Annotated in this window: 17 protein-coding genes and 1 tRNA gene; 10 read left to right on the top strand and 8 right to left on the bottom strand. The window is 60.3% G+C overall.

Features of this window, described 5'->3' with window-relative positions; all coding sequences use genetic code 11:
• Positions 1 to 50 precede the first annotated feature (50 nt).
• Complete coding sequence (locus ACQZ45_RS05525) at positions 51 to 731, top strand: GntR family transcriptional regulator (protein ID WP_013635630.1); 681 nt, start codon at positions 51 to 53, stop codon at positions 729 to 731.
• A 215-nt stretch (positions 732 to 946) separates the two neighbouring features.
• Complete coding sequence (locus ACQZ45_RS05520) at positions 947 to 1408, top strand: DUF1284 domain-containing protein (protein WP_041694521.1); 462 nt, start codon at positions 947 to 949, stop codon at positions 1406 to 1408.
• On the opposite strand, the gene ACQZ45_RS05515 is transcribed toward ACQZ45_RS05520, so the two are convergent.
• Positions 1368 to 2468, bottom strand: coding sequence for a hypothetical protein (locus ACQZ45_RS05515; protein ID WP_113292257.1), 1101 nt, complete (start codon positions 2466 to 2468; stop codon positions 1368 to 1370). The genes ACQZ45_RS05520 and ACQZ45_RS05515 overlap by 41 nt on opposite strands.
• 232 nt (positions 2469 to 2700) lie before the next feature.
• On the opposite strand from ACQZ45_RS05515, the gene ACQZ45_RS05510 reads away from it, so the two are divergent.
• Positions 2701 to 3843, top strand: a complete 1143-nt coding sequence (locus ACQZ45_RS05510; RefSeq protein ID WP_003511827.1) for a site-specific DNA-methyltransferase — start codon at positions 2701 to 2703, stop codon at positions 3841 to 3843.
• 336 nt (positions 3844 to 4179) lie between these two features.
• Here ACQZ45_RS05510 and ACQZ45_RS05505 read toward each other — a convergent pair whose 3' ends face one another.
• A complete protein-coding gene (locus tag ACQZ45_RS05505; protein ID WP_003511829.1) occupies positions 4180 to 4791 on the bottom strand; it encodes an HAD family hydrolase in 612 nt (203 codons plus the stop codon).
• Positions 4788 to 5891, bottom strand: coding sequence for an A/G-specific adenine glycosylase (gene mutY / locus ACQZ45_RS05500; RefSeq protein ID WP_113292258.1), 1104 nt, complete (start codon positions 5889 to 5891; stop codon positions 4788 to 4790). Before mutY ends, ACQZ45_RS05505 begins: the two co-directional genes overlap by 4 nt.
• Before the next feature lie 97 nt (positions 5892 to 5988).
• Here mutY and ACQZ45_RS05495 point away from each other — a divergent pair, with 97 nt between their 5' ends.
• From ACQZ45_RS05495 to ACQZ45_RS05485, 3 genes are all read left to right on the top strand, one after another.
• On the top strand, positions 5989 to 6501 hold the full coding sequence (locus ACQZ45_RS05495; protein ID WP_003511832.1) for a DUF721 domain-containing protein: 513 nt from the start codon (positions 5989 to 5991) through the stop codon (positions 6499 to 6501).
• A gap of 128 nt (positions 6502 to 6629) precedes the next feature.
• Complete coding sequence (locus ACQZ45_RS05490; protein ID WP_003511833.1) at positions 6630 to 7310, top strand: DsbA family protein; 681 nt, start codon at positions 6630 to 6632, stop codon at positions 7308 to 7310.
• Between the two features lie 84 nt (positions 7311 to 7394).
• Entirely contained in the window at positions 7395 to 10862 is a 3468-nt protein-coding gene (locus ACQZ45_RS05485) for a chromosome segregation SMC family protein (protein WP_448742216.1), read from the top strand.
• 271 nt (positions 10863 to 11133) lie between these two features.
• Here ACQZ45_RS05485 and ACQZ45_RS05480 read toward each other — a convergent pair whose 3' ends face one another.
• A complete protein-coding gene (locus ACQZ45_RS05480; protein WP_113292259.1) occupies positions 11134 to 12111 on the bottom strand; it encodes a VOC family protein in 978 nt (325 codons plus the stop codon).
• Between the two features lie 228 nt (positions 12112 to 12339).
• Here ACQZ45_RS05480 and ppdK point away from each other — a divergent pair, with 228 nt between their 5' ends.
• Entirely contained in the window at positions 12340 to 15066 is a 2727-nt protein-coding gene (ppdK, locus tag ACQZ45_RS05475) for a pyruvate, phosphate dikinase (protein WP_003511838.1), read from the top strand.
• On the opposite strand, the gene ACQZ45_RS05470 is transcribed toward ppdK, so the two are convergent.
• The 3 genes from ACQZ45_RS05470 to ACQZ45_RS05460 all read right to left on the bottom strand — a co-directional run bounded on the left by ACQZ45_RS05470 (position 15044) and on the right by ACQZ45_RS05460 (position 17387).
• Positions 15044 to 15316: a hypothetical protein gene (locus tag ACQZ45_RS05470; protein WP_003511845.1), complete on the bottom strand. Its 273-nt coding sequence runs from the start codon at positions 15314 to 15316 to the stop codon at positions 15044 to 15046. The two genes, ppdK and ACQZ45_RS05470, sit on opposite strands and share 23 nt — an antisense overlap.
• A 181-nt stretch (positions 15317 to 15497) precedes the next feature.
• Entirely contained in the window at positions 15498 to 15860 is a 363-nt protein-coding gene (locus tag ACQZ45_RS05465) for an MliC family protein (protein ID WP_080670412.1), read from the bottom strand.
• A 162-nt stretch (positions 15861 to 16022) separates the two neighbouring features.
• The gene (locus ACQZ45_RS05460) at positions 16023 to 17387 is read right to left on the bottom strand and encodes a dicarboxylate/amino acid:cation symporter (RefSeq protein ID WP_113292260.1); all 1365 of its coding nucleotides are present in this window, start codon (positions 17385 to 17387) and stop codon (positions 16023 to 16025) included.
• A gap of 531 nt (positions 17388 to 17918) precedes the next feature.
• Between ACQZ45_RS05460 and ACQZ45_RS05455 the strand changes: the two genes are divergently transcribed.
• Positions 17919 to 18839 carry a DUF1499 domain-containing protein gene (locus ACQZ45_RS05455; protein WP_013635638.1) on the top strand — a complete coding sequence of 307 codons (921 nt, stop codon included), beginning with the start codon at positions 17919 to 17921 and terminating at the stop codon, positions 18837 to 18839.
• Between the two features lie 145 nt (positions 18840 to 18984).
• Here the strand turns inward: ACQZ45_RS05455 and ACQZ45_RS05450 are convergent, their stop codons facing one another.
• Positions 18985 to 19893: an MBL fold metallo-hydrolase gene (locus ACQZ45_RS05450; RefSeq protein ID WP_003511851.1), complete on the bottom strand. Its 909-nt coding sequence runs from the start codon at positions 19891 to 19893 to the stop codon at positions 18985 to 18987.
• 202 nt (positions 19894 to 20095) lie between these two features.
• On the opposite strand from ACQZ45_RS05450, the gene ACQZ45_RS05445 reads away from it, so the two are divergent.
• Both ACQZ45_RS05445 and ACQZ45_RS05440 read left to right on the top strand, forming a co-directional pair.
• Positions 20096 to 20170, top strand: a tRNA-Gln gene (locus ACQZ45_RS05445).
• A 165-nt stretch (positions 20171 to 20335) separates the two neighbouring features.
• Positions 20336 to 20632: a hypothetical protein gene (locus ACQZ45_RS05440; protein ID WP_448742215.1), complete on the top strand. Its 297-nt coding sequence runs from the start codon at positions 20336 to 20338 to the stop codon at positions 20630 to 20632.
• Positions 20633 to 20634 lie beyond the last annotated feature (2 nt).

Here is a 20634-nt window from a genome sequence, read left to right as displayed (position 1 = left end):
GCGTGCAAAAACAGCTACACAGATCAGCGCCGGATGCGTTATGGGATGTTATGCCCAAGACAGCGAAAACCAGACCCGAAGATACCATTGCCGCACGCATCAGCCGCACACTGGCTGACCGCATCGTGCGCGGTGAGCTGTCGCCGGGTGAACGTCTGAGGCAGGATCACATTGCCGCCGAATTCGGCGCATCGCATGTGCCGGTGCGCGAAGCGTTCCGCAGGCTGGAGGCGCAGGGCTTGGCCGCCAGCATTCCGCGCCGCGGCGTGCGGGTCGCGGATTTCGGCCTCGCCGATGTGCGCGAAGTCGCGGAAATGCGCGCCGCGCTTGAGGTTCTGGCGCTGCGCCACGCCATTCCAAACATGACTTCAGCCATTCTCGACCAGGCGGAGGCCGCCACGCTCGAAGGCGATAGCGCGGTCGACGTGCAGCATTGGGAAGAGGCCAATCGCCGCTTCCACCGCCTCATCACGGCGCCTTGCAACATGCCGCGCCTGATGGAGGCGATCGACGGCCTGCATGCCGCGAGCGCCCGGTTCCTGTTTTCCGCCTGGCGGGCAGGATGGGAGCGTCGCACCGATACCGATCACCGCGCGATCCTCGACGCATTGCGCGGCGGCCGTGCCGAGGAGGCGGTGCGAATTCTCGACGGGCACGTGCAATGGATCGGCCGCAAGGCAATCCGCACCCCTTCAGGCTCGGTGCACGACGCCTTCGCCATCGTCGGATAGGCCGGGAACGATTGGCTGGGCTCGTTTGGACTCCGCCGGAAAAGTCGGTTATCGATATCCGCCCGCGATGACGATCCGCGGTGCGTGAAGGGAGCATGGATGGCTGCTGATACGGCGAAATCACGGAGCGGATTTTTCCTCTGTCCGCCGATCTGTTTCCTTCATCGGAAACGCGCCCTGTGACGGTCCGCCTTCGCCCCCATCACCTTCTCTGTATGCTGACCTATGTGGGGAAGGGATATACCTCCGGCTTTGTCGAAAACTACGACCGTGTCGCCGCTCGGCTGAACGCCGGCGAAGAGGATATCGAGCTGGTCGATGGGCCGGACGATATCTGCGTTGGCCTGTTGTGCGAAAGCCATGCCCACTGTTTCAACGAGGGCGTGGTGCAGAGGGACGAGGCGGCCCGGCTTTCGGTTTCAACGCTTTTGAACGAGACAATCACCGCCGGAAAGCGGCTGCGGGCAACGCCGGAGCTACTGGAGAAAATGCGTCTGGCCTTCGCCGCCGGAGATATCCGGCAGGCCTGTCGCGGCTGCCAGTGGATTAGGCTGTGCGATCGCATCGCGGCATCAGGATTTACCGGCGTGAAGATTGGCGAGCCGCCGCCGCACCCGGCCGGGCAGCGGCTTACTGCTACTCCGGCACATTCGTCTCGGTTCTCTCGGCGGCCTTGACCGTCGCCTTGATCTCCTTCGGCTCGCGCCCGGATTTCTTGTCGTAGCTCACCTTCACCGAATAATCGCCGGGATGCAGGGTCTCCTGATGCCGGTTGCCATAACGGCCGGAAATTTCCTTTTGCGTACCCTGAAGGTCCTTGGTCGTTTCGACGATGTCGATCCGCTCCGCACCCGGTGCCGTGATTGCCAGAACACCAGCATCGAGGTTGAGGTTGATCTCAGTGCGTTTTCCTGCAGTTACGGTGAAGGGCTGTTCCACCGTGACCTTGCCCAGACGCGCGCGCATCACGAAATCGCCGGCAGGCATTTCCATGGTTTTGCCGGTGCCGTAAACGCCGTTGATGGTCTGGCGCGTGCCATCGAGCGTCTCTTTGGCTGAAAGCGCTTCGAAACGGATATCGTCCGTTTCCACAGCTTTGCCACCGTCCGTATAGGCCGCCTTGGCAACGACCACGCCGCTCGGGATGACTAGATCGTGGCTGATCGTCTCGCCCGGCTTGATAGCAAGCGTTTCCTGCGCACGCGCAGGGCCGATGCTGCCGGTGAGGAGGAGTTCGCCCGCCGGCACGAAGGTCGTGTTCTGCCCGTAGACACTGTCCTTGAAATCGTCCTTGGTGATTTCGGTTTTCGCCTGGCTTTCCACATCGCCGCCGGGGCTGCGTTTTGGCACCACCGTCAGTTCCGCCGCGTCGAAATTAGCCTTTGGCCTCGTTAGGCTTCCCTCCTTCACCTCGAAGGGTATTTCGCGACGGATGTTGCCCAGCGCTGCCACGCCGACATACTTGCCCGCCGGCAGCTTCGCTTCGAAGGTGGCGTCGTAGGAGCCGCCGGCATTGACGTCGCTGCGCACTCCGGCCCCGTCAGCCTTGTAAAAATCCCAACGCACCCTGTCGCTGTTGCCGAGCGAGGGGCCACCATCGAACAGCACAGCGTCGGTGACGACGTTGTATAGCGGTGCCGGCTCCTGCGCCCCCAAGCTTGACGGTAGCGCCGCCAGAAGAAGAGCCGCGGAAAAGGCATGCACTGAAAAAGAAGCCACTCGCGTTACGGACGTCATTGCGGATTACCCCCTGAGTTGCCGGTATTGCCAGCGCCGACATGCGGAACAGGACAACCCGTTGTGCACAACGTTTTTGCGCCACTTCGGGTTCCCCGCCCGCGCCAGCAAATTGCGCGTGTCGGCCGCAACAGCCATTTATTTCGCATTTTCCGTGACTTGTTCAGGCTTTGATAACCATCTTCGGTAACCATAAGCATCAGTAGAGAGTAAGCGTATGGAGCGAGTACCAATGGCAGCAGTTTTTCCGCTGGCCGATTTTCGGCGTGCCGGTTTTGATCGTGCGGGCGAGAGTGACGCCTGGAAAGACAGCATAATCAAAGGTGATTGTGTCGCTGCCTTGGATGCCCTCCCGAGCCAGTCGGTGGATGCGATTTTCGCCGATCCGCCCTACAACCTCCAGCTTGGCGGTACGCTTCACCGGCCAGATCAGTCGCTGGTTGATGCGGTCGATGACGAGTGGGACCAGTTCTCCTCCTTCGAGGCCTATGATGCCTTCACCCGCGCCTGGCTGCTGGCCTGCCGCCGCGTGCTGAAGCCGAATGGTACCATCTGGGTCATCGGCTCCTACCACAACATCTTCCGCGTCGGTTCCATGCTCCAGAACCTCGATTTCTGGATCCTGAACGATATCGTCTGGCGCAAGACCAATCCCATGCCCAACTTCAAGGGCCGCCGTTTCCAGAACGCCCATGAGACCATGATCTGGGCGAGCCGCGATCCGAAAGCCAAGGGTTATACCTTCAATTACGAAGCGCTGAAGGCCTCCAACGATGACGTGCAAATGCGCTCCGACTGGCTGTTCCCGATTTGCAGCGGCCATGAGCGGCTGAAAGGTGACGACGGCAAAAAGGTGCATCCGACCCAGAAGCCGGAAGCATTGCTGGCACGCATCATCATGGCCTCCACCAAGCCTGGCGACATCGTGCTCGACCCGTTCTTCGGCTCCGGCACCACGGGTGCGGTTGCAAAACGTCTCGGCCGCCACTTCGTTGGTATCGAGCGCGAACAGGATTACATCGACGCGGCCTCTGCCCGCATCGCCGCCGTCGAGCCGCTCGGCAAGGCGGAGCTGACCGTTATGACCGGCAAGAGGGCCGAACCGCGTGTTGCCTTCAACACCCTGGTGGAAAGCGGCCTCGTCCGTCCCGGCCAGGTGCTGACCGATGCAAAGCGCCGTTATAGCGCCATTATTCGTGCCGATGGTACGATTGCATCCGGCGGGACTGCCGGCTCCATTCACCGTCTTGGTGCAAAGGTGCAGGGTCTCGACGCATGCAACGGATGGACGTTCTGGCACTTCGAGGATGGCGACCAGCTGAAGCCTATCGATGATCTGAGAACAATCATCCGCAGTGAACTGGCAAAGGCCTGACAGTCTAAAGCCCAAAAGGCTGAAGGCAACGATCCACCGCCCGCCATTGTCAGCATACGTCTCCGTCCGGTTTAGTACCTTCAGTCCCGGATGGAGAACGACCAACGCCCGGCACTTCGGTGTCGGGCGTTGGTATTTTTGAATATCTAAATTTAGCCAGACAAGTTTCGCGCAAGAGAACGGTCATAGTGTCCTACGCAAAGCAATGGTTGTGAAAATCCGGTTCGGAAAGTTCACGAAAACATTGCTGTCCCATGCCGCTTGCGGCAGGACTGGCGCAGGCAGGAGACCGCCATTTCCGCCTGCGCCAATTTTCTTTTTGGATCTGATGGTCTGTCAGACATCCACGCCGTAGGATTGCAGATCCTGCTTCAGCTTTTCCGCTCCGGTAAAATGCACCGCCTGCCAGCCGGCGGCCTTGGCGCCTTCGACATTAACAAGCGTATCGTCAATGAAGATGCTTGCGGCAGGGTCGAGGCCAAATTCCTTCGCGTGCAGCTCGTAGATCGCCACATCCGGTTTCAGCAGCTTCACATCGCCAGAAACCGTCACGCCGCGCGGCAGGGTGAGGAAGGGGAACATCTTCTGCGCTTCGCGGAAGGTATCTGAGGCGAAGTTGGTCAGCATCGTCACGTCGTGACCGTTATCGATCAGGCCGGTCATGATCGCGACGCTGTCGTCATAGGAATGCGAGACCATCTCATGCCAGAACTTGCGGAAGGCGCGGATATGCTCTTCCCGCTCGGGAAACTGCTCCATCAGCAGCGCCTCGGCGTCTTCCCAGCCGCGTCCGCGATCCTGTTCGAGGTTCCAGTCATGGGTGCAGACATTCTCGAAGAACCATTTGCGCTCGTCGGCATCGGGAATGAGGCGGCTATAGGGAATATGCGGATCGTAGTGGATCAGTACCTTGCCGATGTCGAATACGATATGCTCAATCTTGGTCATCGAAACTTCCTGCTTTCATCGAATGCGGATGGAATAGCCTGTGCGATGACTTTTTTCATCACCGTCGGCAAGGCTTGCGCGTCAAGATTTGTAACCGGCTCCCACCATCCGTCATCCGTGCCAGTTTCAAGCCCATCCGGCACCTGTGCCCGATAGACGGTGAGCCGCAGCTCGAAATGGGTGAAGACATGCACGATGACGCCCGCCGCTTGCCAAGACGCGGCAAAAGGCGCGTGGCTCGTGTCGGTGCCGCCATCCACGCGGGCGGTCCATGCCGTTGTCGGCACCTCCGTCATGCCACCGAGAAGGCCGCTTTCTATGCGCCGCCGCAGTAGAATTTCGCCGCTTGCATTCACCGCCACGAAGGCGGCTCCCAGCCGCACCGGTTTTGCCTTTTTCGCGGCCTTGACCGGAAACCGCTCCGGCTCGTCATGGGCAAGCGCCAGACAGCCGCCATTGAACGGACAGAGCGCGCAGGCAGGGCGCTTCGGCGTGCAGATCGTCGCACCGAGATCCATCATCGCCTGCGCAAAATCGCCCGGCCGGTCGGGAGGCGTAAGCTCCGCCACTTTCGCCTTCATGGCGGGTTTCGAGCCGGGCAGGGGTGCATCTATCGCGAAAAGGCGGGAGATGACGCGCTCCACATTACCGTCCATCACCGCCGCCTGCCGGTTGAACGCAATGGCCGCCACGGCAGCAGATGTATAGTCGCCGATGCCGGGCAGCTTCTTCAGGCCCTCTTCGGTATCGGGAAAGACGCCGCCATGGTCTTTCGCCACGGCTTCCGCACATTTTTTCAGGTTGCGGGCACGGGCGTAATAACCAAGTCCCGCCCATGCAGCCATCACATCCTCAACCGGTGCCGCCGCCAGATCGCTGACATGAGGCCACGTCGCGAGGAACTTCAGGAAATAGGGTTTCACCGCCTGCACCGTCGTCTGCTGCAACATCACTTCGGAAAGCCAGACATGATAGGGATCGGCACGTTTTCCTTGTGCCGCCATGGCCGGCGAGGTGCGCCAAGGCAACTCGCGATGGTGGCGGTCGTACCATGCGAGCAGCATCTGCGCGTGCGATGACGGGGCGGTTTTTTGAAGCATGGTTTGCCGTTTCTCTTCGATTCGGCCTATAGTTGGGCCATTCATGCCGACCTATCAAGAAGCTCCGGACTGTGCGGTCCTGAAACCCGAGTGAAAAATGCGATATCCACGCAAAGGCGTCATCCAGATTGCCGAAATAGCCAATGGCATCATGGATCCCCTCCTGTCGAAACGGGCGGGCATCAACACGGCGCTGCTCGGCTCGTGGGACGAGATCGCCGGCGATGACTTCGCCGATTGCACGCGGCCGGAAAAGATTACCTGGCCGCGTCGCGACGAAGGGCCGGATCGCGGCGGCTACCAGCCGGGCGTGCTGACGATTGCCTGCGAAGGCGCGCGCGCTCTGTTCCTCACCCATGCACAGGGCGAGCTCATCGCCCGCATCAACGGCTTTTTTGGCTTTCCGGCGGTACGCCAGATCAGGATCGTGCAGAAGCCGGTATCGCAGCCCGTTCCCCGCCGGCGAAAGCCGCCGCCGCTGCGCGGTGATGCGGCAAAACGTCTCGACGATATGATGGACGGCATCGAGAGCGAAGCGCTGCGCAAGGCAGTGGAAAGGCTCGGCACGGCGGTGATGCAGAAGAAGAAGCCGCGGGGCGGGACGATTTGATGTCGCGCACCGTCCTTGACTGGTCACAATTCTTTGACAAGAAGAGTTCAAAACCCCGCTTGTGATGAACAGGCCGTCGCTATATCGGAATCAACAGACAATAGAGTCTATTACCAACAGGTGCTTTCATGCATTTTTCCGAACTGACCATTTCCCGTCGCAGCCTTCTCGGCGGCGTTGCACTTGCTGCCCTTGCCACGGCCCTGCCGTTTGCCTTCACGCCGGGCGTTGCCCAGGCGCAGGAATTGCCTGAATCCACCGGTGACGTGGATATGGCTGCGGTGTTGAAGCCCGGTCCGCTGCCGGAAGCGGCGCTCGGCGATGCGAACGCTCCCGTCAAGATCGTCGAATATATGTCGATGACCTGCCCGCATTGCGCCAATTTCCACAACAAGACCTTTGACGAGATCAAGAAGAAATACATCGATACCGGCAAGGCCTATTTCGTCATCCGCGAATTCCCGTTCGATCCGCGTGCCGCCGCTGCCTTCATGCTGGCGCGCTGCGCACCGGAAGGACAGTATTTCCCGTTCGTTTCCATGCTGTTCAAGCAGCAGCAGAGCTGGGCAACAGCCCAGGATGCCCGTGCGGCGCTGCTGCAATTGTCGAAAATGGCCGGTTTCTCACAGGAGTCTTTCGAGGCCTGCTTGACGAACCAGAAGCTTCTGGATGATGTGAACGCAACGATGCAACGCGGTGCGACGGAATTCGGCGTCAACTCCACGCCGACTTTCATCATCAACGGCAAGAAATACGCGGGAGACATGTCGGTTGAAACCATGTCGGCTGTCATCGACAAGCTGCTCTGATCGCCGAACCCTTAAAGGAACGGGCGGCGGCTATTTCCGTTCGCCCGTTTTTTATTGCCGTTATTTCAGGCGGAGCGGAGCGGCATGAAGTTCAACAAGCTCCGCGTCGTCGGTTTCAAATCCTTCGTTGAACCCTCGGAATTCATCATCGAGCCGGGTCTGACCGGTGTCGTCGGTCCCAATGGTTGCGGCAAGTCCAATCTGGTCGAAGCGCTTCGCTGGGTGATGGGCGAAAACTCCTACAAGAACATGCGCGCATCCGGCATGGATGACGTCATCTTCTCCGGTTCCGGCAATCGCCCGGCCCGCAACACCGCCGAGGTCGGCCTTTATCTCGACAATTCCGATCGCACCGCGCCCGCCGCCTTCAACGATGCCGATGAAATTCAGGTGACGCGCCGCATCGAGCGCGAAAACGGCTCGGTCTATCGCATCAACGGCAAGGAAGCGCGCGCCAAGGATGTGCAGCTTCTGTTTGCCGATGCCTCCACCGGCGCGCGTTCGCCCTCGATGGTGGGGCAGGGGCGTATCGGTGAACTCATCAATGCCAAGCCGCAGGCCCGCCGCCAGCTTCTGGAAGAGGCGGCCGGCATTTCCGGCCTGCATTCCCGTCGCCATGAAGCGGAGCTTCGCCTGCGCGCTGCCGAAACCAATCTGGAGCGGCTGGAGGATGTGACCGCCCAGCTTGAAAGCCAGATCGAAAGCCTGAAACGCCAGGCGCGGCAGGCCAACCGTTTCAAGATGCTGTCGGCGGATATCCGCGCCCGCGAGGCGACCCTGCTGCATATCCGCTGGGTAGAAGCCAAGGAAGCCGAAGGCGAAGCGGAAAGCGCGCTTAATCAGGCCACGAACATCGTTGCCGAAAAGGCGCAGGCGCAGATGGAGGCGGCCAAACAGCAGGGAATTGCCAGCCTGAAGCTGCCGGAACTGCGCGAGGATGAAGCGCGTGTCGCTGCCGCCCTGCAACGTCTGCAGATTGCCCGCACCCAGCTGGATGACGAGGCGAACCGCCTGCTTCGCCGCCGTGATGAGCTGGCGCGCCGTCTATCGCAGCTTGGCGAAGACATCGTTCGCGAAGAACGGCTTGTATCTGATAACGCCCAGATCCTTGCGCGGCTCGATGAGGAAGAGGCAGACCTTCTCGAAATCCTCGCCGATTCCGGTCGTCATGCCGAAGAGATGCGCGAAGCCTTTGAGGCAGCTGCCGCGAAACTGACTGAAAGCGAAACCGTTTTCACTGCCATCACCGCCGAGCGCGCCGAGGCGGCCGCCGGGCGCCAGCAGCTGGAACGGGCGATCCGCGAGCTTTCCGATCGTAAACTCCGGCTGGAACGCCAGTCCCAGGAGGCATCCTCCGAGATCGATGCCGTCGATGAAAAACTCTCCGGCCTTCCCGATCCTTCGGAGCGCCGCGAGGCGGTCGAGGCAGCCGAGATCGCGGTGGAAGACGCTCTGATCGTGGCGGAGGAAGCCGAAGCCGCCGTTGCCGAGGCGCGTTCCGCCGAAGCGCTGGCGCGCGGCCCACTGGAAACGGCGAGAAACCGGCTGAACGCTCTGGATACGGAAGCGCGCACCATCACCAAAATCCTGGCGGCCAGTGCTGCCGCCAATGGCAGCTTCACGCCGGTGGCGGAAGAAATGACGGTGGAACGTGGTTTTGAGGCAGCGCTTGGTGCAGCCCTTGGCGACGACCTCGAAAGTGCCCTTGATCCCGCTGCTCCCGCCTATTGGGCCGGCAATGGCGATGGTGCGGGCGATCCTGCTTTGCCGCAGGGCGTCAAGCCGCTTCTGAACTATGCGCAGGCGCCGGACGCATTAAGGCGCGGTCTCGCCCAGATCGGCGTTGCAGCCGACACTGCGGAAGCCTTGCGCCTGATGCCGTCGCTGAAGGCCGGTCAGCGGCTGGTGACGCGCGAGGGCGCGCTGTTTCGCTGGGATGGCCACATCGCCAGCGCTGATGCGCCGGGAGCCGCCGCCCTTCGTCTGGCACAAAAGAACCGGCTTGCCGAAATCGAGACGGAACTGGAAGAGGCCCGTTTCAGTCTGGAGGAGGCCGAAGAACAGCTCTCCATCAGGACCGACGACATCAGAAGCGCCGAGTTGCGGCTTTCGGAAGTGCGCGACAGAAGCCGGCTGGTGACGCGTCATCTTGCCGAGGCACGAGAGGCGCTGACATCAGCCGAACGCGCCTCTGGCGATCTTCTGCGCCGCCGGGATATCGTCTCGGAAGCGCTGAACCAGATCGGCGCGCAGATCGACGAGATCGTCGTTCAGGAAGAAAACGCTCGCATCGAAATGGAAGATGCACCGGATCTTTCCGCCCTTGATCTGCGCCTGCGTGAAAGCCAGCTGGAAATCGCCACTGACCGTGGCCTGCTGGCAGAAGCGCGCGCCCGCCACGAGGGGGTGAGCCGCGAGGCGGAAAGCCGCCAGCGCCGGCTTCAGGCAATCGCGCAGGAGCGGTCCACCTGGGCATCGCGGGCCGCCAGTGCCGCCGATCACATCGCCACCCTGCGCGAGCGTGAGGAAGAGGCGCGCGAGGAAATCGCCGAACTGGACATTGCGCCGGAAGAGTTCGACGAGAAACGCCGCAACCTCCTGACCGAGCTTCAGAAAACCGAAGACGCCCGCCGCTTGGCCGCGGACCGGCTGGCTGAGGCGGAAAACCTGCAACGCGCCGCCGACCGCGTTGCCACCACCGCCCTTTCCGAACTGGCAGAAGCCCGGGAGAAGCGCGGCCGCGCCGAAGAGCGGCTTGTTTCCGCCCGCGAGAAGCGGCAGGAAACTGAACATCGCATCCGCGAAACGCTGAATACCGAGCCGCATATGGCGTTGCGCCTGACCGGCCTTGGTCCCGACCAGCCGAAACCAGATATTCGCGATGTCGAGCGCGATCTCGACCGGCTGAAGATCGAGCGTGAGAGGCTGGGCGCCGTCAACTTGCGTGCCGAGGAAGAGCAGGCGGAGCTTTCCGCCAAGCTCGCGGCCCTCATCAAGGAACGCGATGATATCATCGACGCGGTGCGCAAGCTGCGCGCCGGTATCCAGAACCTCAACCGCGAAGGCCGTGAACGGTTGATTGCGGCCTTCGATGTGGTCAATTCGCAGTTCCAGCGGCTTTTCACCCATCTGTTTGGTGGCGGCACGGCGGAATTGCAGCTGATCGAATCCGACGATCCGCTGGAAGCCGGCCTGGAAATTCTCGCCCGTCCTCCGGGCAAGAAGCCGCAGACCATGACGCTGCTTTCCGGCGGTGAACAGGCGCTGACGGCCATGGCGCTGATCTTTGCGGTCTTCCTCACCAATCCCGCACCGATCTGCGTGCTGGACGAGGTGGACGCGCCGCTCGACGACCATAATGTCGAGCGTTACTGCAACCTGATGGACGAAATGGTTGCCTCCACCGAAACGCGTTTCGTCATCATCACCCACAATCCCATCACCATGGCGCGCATGAACCGCCTCTTCGGCGTCACCATGGCCGAACAGGGCGTGTCGCAACTGGTTTCCGTGGATTTGCAGACTGCCGAGCAACTGCGCGAAGCCGTCTGAGTTTCCCGTTCCGGGTCTGCCCCTTAAGCCTTGTCCATCGCGAATTTATCTGGCCGCATCACCCATTCGGGTGGGCGACAATGCGCGGCATTTTGCTATGTCTTTTTGAAAGGAATTTGGGCTCTTTCCAGACCCCCCATCCGGTTTCCTGTACCGGATGGAAAGCCTTGCGAGGTCGCTGCCGTGGCCTCGCAAGGCTTTTTTTTGGTCTTGTGCCTAGCGTCCCTCGTTCCTGTACCAGTCACAGGAAACCAGCCGACTTGCCGCCCTCTTATACCGGCACCAACCGCAGCCGCGTGCCCCACGGATCAATCGCTTCCACAACCTTGTTTTCCATCTCCACCAGCACATAACCGGCCGCCCGCAGCCGCGTTTTCTGCGCTTCAAGGTCCGTGGGATTTTGGATGGCAAGAGAGAACCAGTCGAGGCCGGTTTCAGTGGCGTTGCGCTCTTTCGCCCCCCGGCTGTTCCATGTGTTGACGGCCAGATGGTGGTGATATCCGCCCGATGACAGGAAGGAGGCATCCGAACGGGCATCCTGCGTCGGTTTGAGACCAACGGCTTCCTCGTAAAAGGCGCGTGCGGTGGCAATCTCGCCGACCCGCAGGTGAATATGCCCGATGCGCATGCCGGAAGGTGCGGCCTCGTAGTCGCTCTTTTTGGTGTCGGTCAGCGTTACGAGATCATCGACGTCGAGCGGTTCGGTCCCCATTTTAACCACGCTGCCGCTCCAGACCCATGTATCCTTCGGCCGGTCGCTGTAAACCTCGATGCCGTTGCCTTCGGGATCGTTGAGATAGACCGCTTCACTGACATTATGGTCGGCAAAGCCCGTGAGCGGCACCTGCCTTAACGCCGCATGTACCAGCCACCGCGCCAGATCCTTGCGGGTGGGCATCAGATAGGCGATGTGGAACAGGCCGGCTGAGGTGGGGCTTTCATAATCCGCCGTTGGCTTGTGAACGAGATCAAGCAGGGGAACGGTGCCGGCGCCGAGCGTCACGCCCCGTGCGTTGCGCGCAACCTCATTCAACCCGAGCACGGAACGGTAATAATCGATCATCGGATCGAGATCGCGCACCCGAAGCGCCGCCTGACTGACATGCATCGGCGTGGTCAGCGCAAAGGGAAGGGCGGTGCCTGCACTTGCTGCGGGTGGGGCGCCTTCTGCTCTAAGAGCACCGGCAAGGGCGGTGGCGGCGCAAGAAATTCCGGCAAATTTCAACGTGTGGCGGCGAGTAAATTGCATGAATAATCTCTTTTTGGGCGATGTGGATGGCTTAGGGAACACTCCGTTTCTGCGCACTACACGAATGCGTCAGTAACGCTGTTATTTTGCTTTTGCGGCAATTCTGGCGCGCAATTCGCCGCAATTATGCTGCACTGCGATGTAAACTGGACGTTGTGGCGTTTCCAACATGCTGCCAATGCTGTAGATGATAGAAAAATGACAACGCTTCTGGGTGGAGAGCGTGGAATGAAAAAGTGGGTTTATACCTTCGGCAACGGTGCTGCCGAAGGCCGGGCAGGTGACGTTGCTATATTGGGCGGCAAGGGTGCAAACCTTGCCGAAATGGCAAGTCTCGGCCTTCCCGTTCCCCCCGGCCTCACCATCATAACCGATGCCTGCGCCCTTTATCACAAGAACGGCCGCGATCTCCCCGAAGAGCTGAAGCTGCAGGTCATGGCCGGCCTTCACGGCATGGAAGCCGTGACCGGCAAGACATTCGGCGGCAGCCAGACGCCGCTGCTGTTGTCGGTCCGATCAGGCGCGCGTGCCTCCATGCCGGGCATGATGGACACGGTGCTCAATCTCGGCCTCAACGACCGCACGGTGCAGGCGCTGGGCCACGATGCGGGCGACGCCCGTTTCGCTTGGGACAGCTATCGCCGCTTCATCCAGATGTATGCCGATGTCGTCATGGGTCTCGACCATGAGCTGTTCGAAGAAATTCTCGAGGACGAGAAAGGCCGGCTCGGCCATGAATATGATACCGATATGTCGGCGGTCGAGTGGCAGCATGTCGTTGCGCTTTACAAGCAACTGATCGAGGACGAGCTGGGAGAGGCTTTCCCGCAGGATTGCCATGTTCAGCTCTGGGGCGCTATCGGCGCAGTCTTTGCCAGCTGGACGAACCATCGCGCCGTGACCTATCGACACCTGCACAATATTCCCGGCGATTGGGGCACGGCGGTCAACGTCCAGGCCATGGTCTTTGGCAATCTCGGCTCGTCATCCGCAACCGGCGTTGCCTTCACCCGCAATCCCTCCACCGGAGAGGCGGAGCTTTACGGCGAGTTCCTCGTCAATGCCCAGGGTGAAGATGTGGTAGCGGGCATCCGCACGCCGCAATCCATCACCGAGGCCGCGAGGCTGGCGTCGGGTTCCGACAAACCCTCCATGGAAAAGCTGATGCCGGAGGCTTTCGCCGAGTTCATGGTGATCTGCAAACGGCTGGAGACCCACTATCGCGACATGCAGGATCTGGAATTTACCATCGAGCGCGGCAAGCTCTGGATGCTCCAGACCCGTTCCGGCAAGCGCACCACACGCGCCGCCATGAAGATCGCCGTCGATATGGTCGAGGATGGGCTGATTTCGCAGGAAGAAGCCGTCTGCCGCATCGAGCCGTCATCGCTCGACCAATTGCTGCACCCCACCATCGATCCCGGTATTTCCCGGCCCATCATCGGCTCCGGCCTGCCTGCCTCCCCGGGTGCGGCAACCGGCGAGATCGTCTTTACCTCGGAAGAAGCGGTCGCTGCGGAAGCCGAAGGCCGAAGCGTCATTCTGGTCCGCATCGAAACCAGTCCGGAAGATATTCACGGCATGCATGCCGCCGAAGGCATTCTGACCACGCGCGGCGGCATGACCAGCCACGCCGCCGTGGTAGCGCGCGGCATGGGCATTCCCTGTGTTACCGGTGCGGGTTCGATGCGCGTCGATATGCGCAACAAGGTGCTGATCGGCGTTGGCTGCATGCTGAAACGCGGCGATGTCATCACCATCGACGGCTCTTCCGGCCGGGTGATGAAAGGTGAAGTGCCGATGACGCAGCCTGAACTGTCAGGCGACTTCGGCAAGCTGATGCAATGGGCCGATAATCTGCGCCGTATGACAGTGCGTACCAACGCCGATACACCGGCCGATGCCCGCGCCGCCCGTGCTTTCGGTGCAGAAGGTATAGGTCTTTGCCGCACCGAGCATATGTTCTTCGAAGGCGACCGCATTCATGTGATGCGCGAGATGATTCTCGCCGAAAGCGAAAAGGGCAGGCGGGCAGCGCTTGACCGGCTTTTGCCGATGCAGCGTTCGGATTTCACCGAGCTTTTCCAGATCATGCACGGCCTACCGGTGACGATCCGCCTGCTTGATCCGCCGCTGCACGAATTCCTGCCGAAGAGCGATGGCGAGATCGTAGAGGTCGCCGCCGCCATGGGCATGCCGCAGACCGTATTCCGCCAGCGGCTGGATGCGCTGCACGAATTCAACCCCATGCTCGGCCATCGCGGCTGCCGGCTTGCCATTTCCTATCCCGAAATTGCCGAAATGCAGGCACGCGCCATTTTTGAGGCTGCGGTTGCGGCGGCGCGCATCACCGGTGCACCTGTCGTGCCTGAGATCATGGTGCCGCTGGTCGGCCTCCGGTCCGAACTCGATTACGTCAAGGCCGTCATCGACACTGTGGCCGCCGAGGTGGCGGAAGAGACCGGCATGACGCTCGAATATCTGACCGGCACCATGATCGAGTTGCCGCGTGCGGCGCTGCGCGCGCATGTGATTGCGGAAGCTGCGGAGTTCTTCTCCTTCGGCACCAACGATCTGACGCAGACGACCTTCGGGATTTCCCGTGACGACGCGGCACGTTTCATCAATACCTATCAGCGCAAGGGCATTATTGAACGCGACCCGTTCATCTCGCTCGATTTCGACGGTGTGGGAGAACTGATCCGCATTGCCGCCGAGCGCGGCCGCCAGACGCGTCCGGAGCTGAAACTCGGCATCTGCGGCGAACATGGCGGCGACCCGGCCTCGATCCATTTCTGCGAGGATGCGGATCTCGACTACGTGTCCTGCTCGCCCTTCCGCGTGCCCATCGCGCGTCTTGCCGCCGCGCAGGCGACACTTGCCGCAAGGGCAAGGCAGGGTGAAACCGCCAGCAATGTCGCCTTCATTCCGGTCAGGGGTTTGGTTGGACGATGATCCGCCGCTCCACCACCACCGGACGATAGAACATGTCGCGGTTCATCTGCGCCTGCCAGGCGCGGTTGTCGGCGCGACGATCCATTTCCAGATCGAGAAGGCAACCCGCCATGGGGTCGGTGCCGGGGCGGAAACCATAACCCCGGCATGTAGCCTCATCCCGCGCCCGGCGCTCTTCCGGAGTCAGCGTCTGGCAGGCGGTGAGCGCCAGCAGAGCGGCGAGCGAACCTAAGACGATGGAAACGCGCATTTTGTTTCTCCCTAGAACATGACAGCCGAGCGGCACTTTTATTGCCGCGATTGATACGCCTGTTTCATGATCGGGAAAAGCGGGTGAAGACTGGAAAGTTGCATCGTCTATTGCCTGATGCCGCAATCTTCTTTTCACGCCAGGGATGTCCGCGGCCGCCACCCGTTCTTGTTTTGCATTATTACTCTGAGCAGCCGTCCAGTATCGTGCCCCTGCTATCTTCAAGCGAGGCGTTGCTGCCTTTCGTGCGCAAAGTGTAGCTATAGTTCGGGTCTATTGCGTTATAAACCGCTCCGGACGCCGATATTGTTTCCGCCATAGGTATCATTTCTTCCATCTGCTGCAGGATCGCGAAGCTTTTTCCATCGGCGCCGTTGACGTAAACTACACGTAGGACTTCGTTGTTGGCGCACGAATAGGATACGGAATCAACAGTTGTTCCCGCTGCTGCGGTCAAATTAGGGAATGCAATGAAGGAGAAAATACTCAGGAGAATTATAGGCGATTTTTTCATATTTTTTCTCGGTGCAATTTTGTTTTCCATAATTATATTAGGATAATTGCAGTTAAAATTGATGATTCGCAAATTTATACTTCAATATTTTTGAGATTATTGTCAATGTGGGCGTCGCTAAAGTGATGGCGACGCCCATCATGGAGATATGAAGGTACCACCCCGGCGGCACCACTTTCAGTCGTTCTTTGTTCAGGCAGGAACCGCGTCGTGGTCATCGAGCGCCTCGATGTCCTTGGCGTTGTTGTAGACTGCCTCGTCCAGAATGCCTTCACGTTTGGCGACGATGGTGGGCACCAGCGCCTGACCGGCGACGTTGACGGCCGTGCGGCCCATGTCGAGGATCGGGTCGATGGCGAGCAGCAGGCCAACACCTTCGAGCGGGAGACCGAGCGTGGAGAGCGTCAGCGTCAGCATCACCACGGCACCCGTGAGACCCGCCGTTGCGGCCGAGCCAAGCACCGAGACGAACACGATCAGCACATAGTCCTGAATGCCGAGCGGCACCTGGAAGAACTGGGCGATGAAGATCGCTGAAATCGCCGGATAGATGGCGGCGCAGCCGTCCATCTTGGTGGTGGCGCCGAGCGGCACGGCGAAGGCGGCATATTCGCGTGGCACGCCGAGGCTCTTTTCCGTCACGGTTTCGGTGACGGGCAGGGTGCCGATAGAGGAGCGCGACACGAAGGCGAGTTGGATTGCCGGCCATGCGCCCGCAAAGAAGCGCGATGGCTTCAGGCCATGGGCGAGAAGCAGCGCCGGATAGACCACGAAGAGAACCAGCGCCAGACCGATATAAACGGCCGCCGCGTACCAGCCAAGCTGCGAAAGCGTCGTCCAGCCATATTGGTTAACGGCGCGACCGAGCAGGCCGATGGTGCCAATGGGCGTGAGGCGGATGACCCACCACAGGATCTTGCGCACGATGGCAAGCAGCGACTGGTTGAAGGCAAGGAACGGCTCCGCCGCCTTGCCCGCTTTCAGCGCCGCGACACCAAAGGCAATCGACACCACGAGCAGCTGCAACACGTTGAAGTTCAGCGAGGTGCTGGCGGAACCGTTATTGACCTTGGTCGAGGCCTCGAGGCCGAACACGTTGGCCGGCACGAGACCCTTCAGGAAGTCGAGCCAGGAACCGGTGGAGGAGGGTGCTGCCGCTGCCGTATTGGCAATCGCGGTGTTCACGCCCGGCTGAATGACGAGGCCAAGGACGATGCCGATGACCACGGCGATCAGCGCCGTGATGGCGAACCAAAGAAGCGTCTGCCAGACGAGCTTTGCCGCATTGGAGAGGTTCTTGAGATTGGCGATGGAGGCGACGATGGCCGTGAAAATCAGCGGCGGCACCAGCGCGCGCAACAGCTGCACGAAAATGCTGCCGATGGTCTGCAACGTCACGGAAAGCCAGTTCGGGCTGCCGGCGGCATCAGGACCGATATTGCGCGCAACGAGCCCGAGCAGCAGGCCGATGACCATGGCGATCAGAACCTGAAAGCCGAAGTTGCGATAAAAGGGTTTTGGCCCGGATGAGCGGGCCGGCGTCGTTGCCTGTGACATGGCTTGTCTCTTTTTTATGCAAAAAAACGAGGATAATGCACTTTTTACACGCATTCTCGAAGGAAGGGACGAAGAATACGCCGATTTCCTCAGCAAATAAGGGATGAGCTTGCGTATTTGTTGCACTGCCGATGCATTATTCTCTTAAAGGGAGATAATGCGGAAAAATATTCCGCTCTATCGTGGACGTGGCCTTTTACGCGCTCAAAACGATGTCGGAGGCTAGAAGAGCGTTTGCGTTTGCTGAGGCCGTTGCCTTCCCACGCCGTCACCCCGGACCAGATCCGGGGTCCATTGCGATCAAGTCCTTGATCGTGGGAGGCTTCTTTCAGCCTGCAGACGCACCGTGGTTGGATGCCGGATCAAGTCCGGCGCGACAAAGGCGGGTTTACGCACTTTACCCGCAGATCAGACCCGTCCTTGTTTTCCTAACCGCAAATCCGGTCTATGACATCATATGCAGGTGATTCCCTTGCCAGATTTCGGGTGCAACGCTTTTACGCCAATGCGATCTAACGGATATCCGCTTCCATGACTGTGCGTTTCGTCCGGCCTTTTTCAGTTGCAGCCTATCTTTCCCGCTATCTCGGTATGGCGGCGCTGGCGCTTTTTCTTGTCGCCGCTGGCATCCACCGTTTCGGACCGTTGACGACGCCCGATCTCGTCGGCCTGCTGATGATAGCCGCTGGAATCGCTCTGGTGGCGATGCTTCTGGCGTTGGTTGGTCTTGAACGGCTATGGACCACGGGTGCGCGCGGCGGCCTTTCTGCGCTTGCCGCGCTGCTGTTGTCGGCGCTGCCGCTCGGCGTCGTCGGTTACGGCGCATTTCTGTACTGGCAGCAGCCAAAGATTTACGACATCTCCACCGATCTTGCCGATGCGCCGGAATGGCTGGTGCCGCCCGTTGCCAATCAGCAATGGCTGGCAAGACCGGCCACTGTTGCAAAAGCGGACCGGGACGCGCAGGCGGTGGCCTATGCGAGCCTTGCCGGACGCCGTTATGAAGGTGCGATAGACCGCATCTACACCGCCGCCAAAAAAATGGCCGCCGCCCAGAGCATCCGCATCACCCATACCAAAGGCGTCATCGGCACGGTGGAGCCGCCCTCCGTCGGCGTTCCCGAACAGGACAAGTCTCAGCCGACCGAGGAAGCGCCGGTAGAGGACCTGCCCTCCATCGTGCCGGTTCCCATGGCACGGCCGGTCGAGGCACCGCAGCCCACCTTCTTTAACGGCAGCGGCGTGGTGCTGATGCAGGGCGAAAAGCGCACGCGCATCTGGGGCCTGCGTTTCGACATCCTCATCCGCCTGAAAGAGGAGGCGGAAACCACGATCGTCGATGTGCGCGTTGCCTCCCGTTACGGCCCGCACGATCTCGGCATGGGTGCAGCAATCGCAGAAGCCTATCTCGATGCGCTGGATGCGGAAATGCAGGGCCTGAACGACAATTAAGGCTTAGTTTCCTTCCTCGTCATTCCGGCGTCGAGCCGGTACCCAGCCCACTCAAGGCCGGAACGACGGGGAAATGCGATGGTGGTTGAAATGTTTGGACCGGATATGATGACGCCGATATGAGCGTTGCGCCCAGACGCCTGCCTCACGCCGGAAAATATTCCCCCAGCAACGAAGGCGCACCCTCGGTCCGGACCTCGCCCTTTTCAATCAGGTCTTCGATATGCGCCAGTACGGAAAGTGCTGCAGCCCCGTGCAGGCGTTTGTCGGTGCTGGCATAGATCACCTTCACCATATCGGCGATCCGCCGGTCGCCTTCCCGGATGCGCTTCAAAACCGCCCGTTCCCGCATGCGGCGGTGGGCGCGAAGCCCGCGCATGAAGGCTGCGGGATCGTTGACCGGGCCGCCATGGCCGGGCAGGAACAGCCGGTCGTCGCGGGCGAGCAGGCGCTCCAGCGAGGCCATGTAATCGCTCATCGACCCATCAGGCGGTGCGACGATGGTGGTGGCCCAGGCCATGACGTGATCGGCGGAAAAGACGATGCCGCTGCCATCAAGTGCGAAAGCGGCGTGGTTGGCGGTGTGCCCCGGCGTGTGCAGCGCCGTCAGCGCCCAGCCGTCGCCGGAAAGGCTCTGCCCGTCGCCAAGTGCCACATCCGGCACGAAAGCCGTATCGGAACTTTCGGCAAAGGGATTGGTCTCACCCACATGCAGTGGCCGGGCGGCGCGGTGCGGGCCTTCCGCAACCGTGATAGCGCCGGTCGCCTGCCGCAGCCGCTGCGCAAGCGGCGAGTGATCGCGATGTGTGTGGCTGACGAAGATATGGGTAACCTCGCGGCCATCAAGCGCCGCCATCAGCGCCTGAAAATGCGCCTCATCCTCCGGGCCGGGATCGATGACGGCAACGGACCGGTCGCCGACGATATAGGAGTTGGTGCCATGGAAGGTAAACGCGGAAGGATTGTTGACGGTGATGCGCTGGATGAGCGGGGCAACGGGAACCGCCTCGCCATAGGCCGGCCTGAAATCGAGATCGAATGCCGGGTCCGCCATCAAGACCTCCTGAAATATGCCATGCCACGCAGAGCCGCAGCCTCAGCCGCGCAATCGCCAAGCCCTAACATGCCATGTCAGGCACGGCATCCAAAAAGCTTGGATTTTGTGAAAAAATAAGCCGTCAGGTCATTGCCGCGTCGGGCAGGCTTTGCTAATCAGGCCCGGTTCAGGCAGCGGCGTTTCGCCCAAGCTGCCCTGTTGGGGCGTCGCCAAGCGGTAAGGCACCGGTTTTTGGTACCGGCATTCCCAGGTTCGAATCCTGGCGCCCCAGCCACTGACTATTTATTAAATTAAATCAATAGTTTAGAAAATATTAGGAAACACTAAGTGTTACAACTTCGTGGATGATACACGTGGGGAATTTACCACTCGATTCACGTGCTATTGCGAATCTCTACGACTCGATGCAACCTATGATGGACGGGTAGGGGGGTATTCAATGTCGGTTGATGACGCATTACGTATAAGCACTGCAATTATTTCAATTATTCTTGCCCTGTCGGTTCCTATTGTCATCAGTAAGGCGCTCAAGAATCGGGAGAAGCCAAACGGGCAGAGCAAAGGCATCGGGTGGCAGTTTATCCGATACACAACAATCGCTACGTCCTTGCCCATAATTGCGCTTTTAGCCCTGAATAATGCCTTTACCGGAGAGGTATGCGCAGTTCTTGCTGGCATATTGGGGTATGCTTTCGGAAAGGCCGATGAAAAGAGAATCGAAGGATCGGAGGAGTGAGC

The organism is Agrobacterium sp. 16-2014-1-2a, from assembly GCF_053522705.1.
The sequence above is the reverse complement of the archived record's forward strand: the minus strand, read 5'-3'. Positions and strand labels throughout refer to the sequence as shown.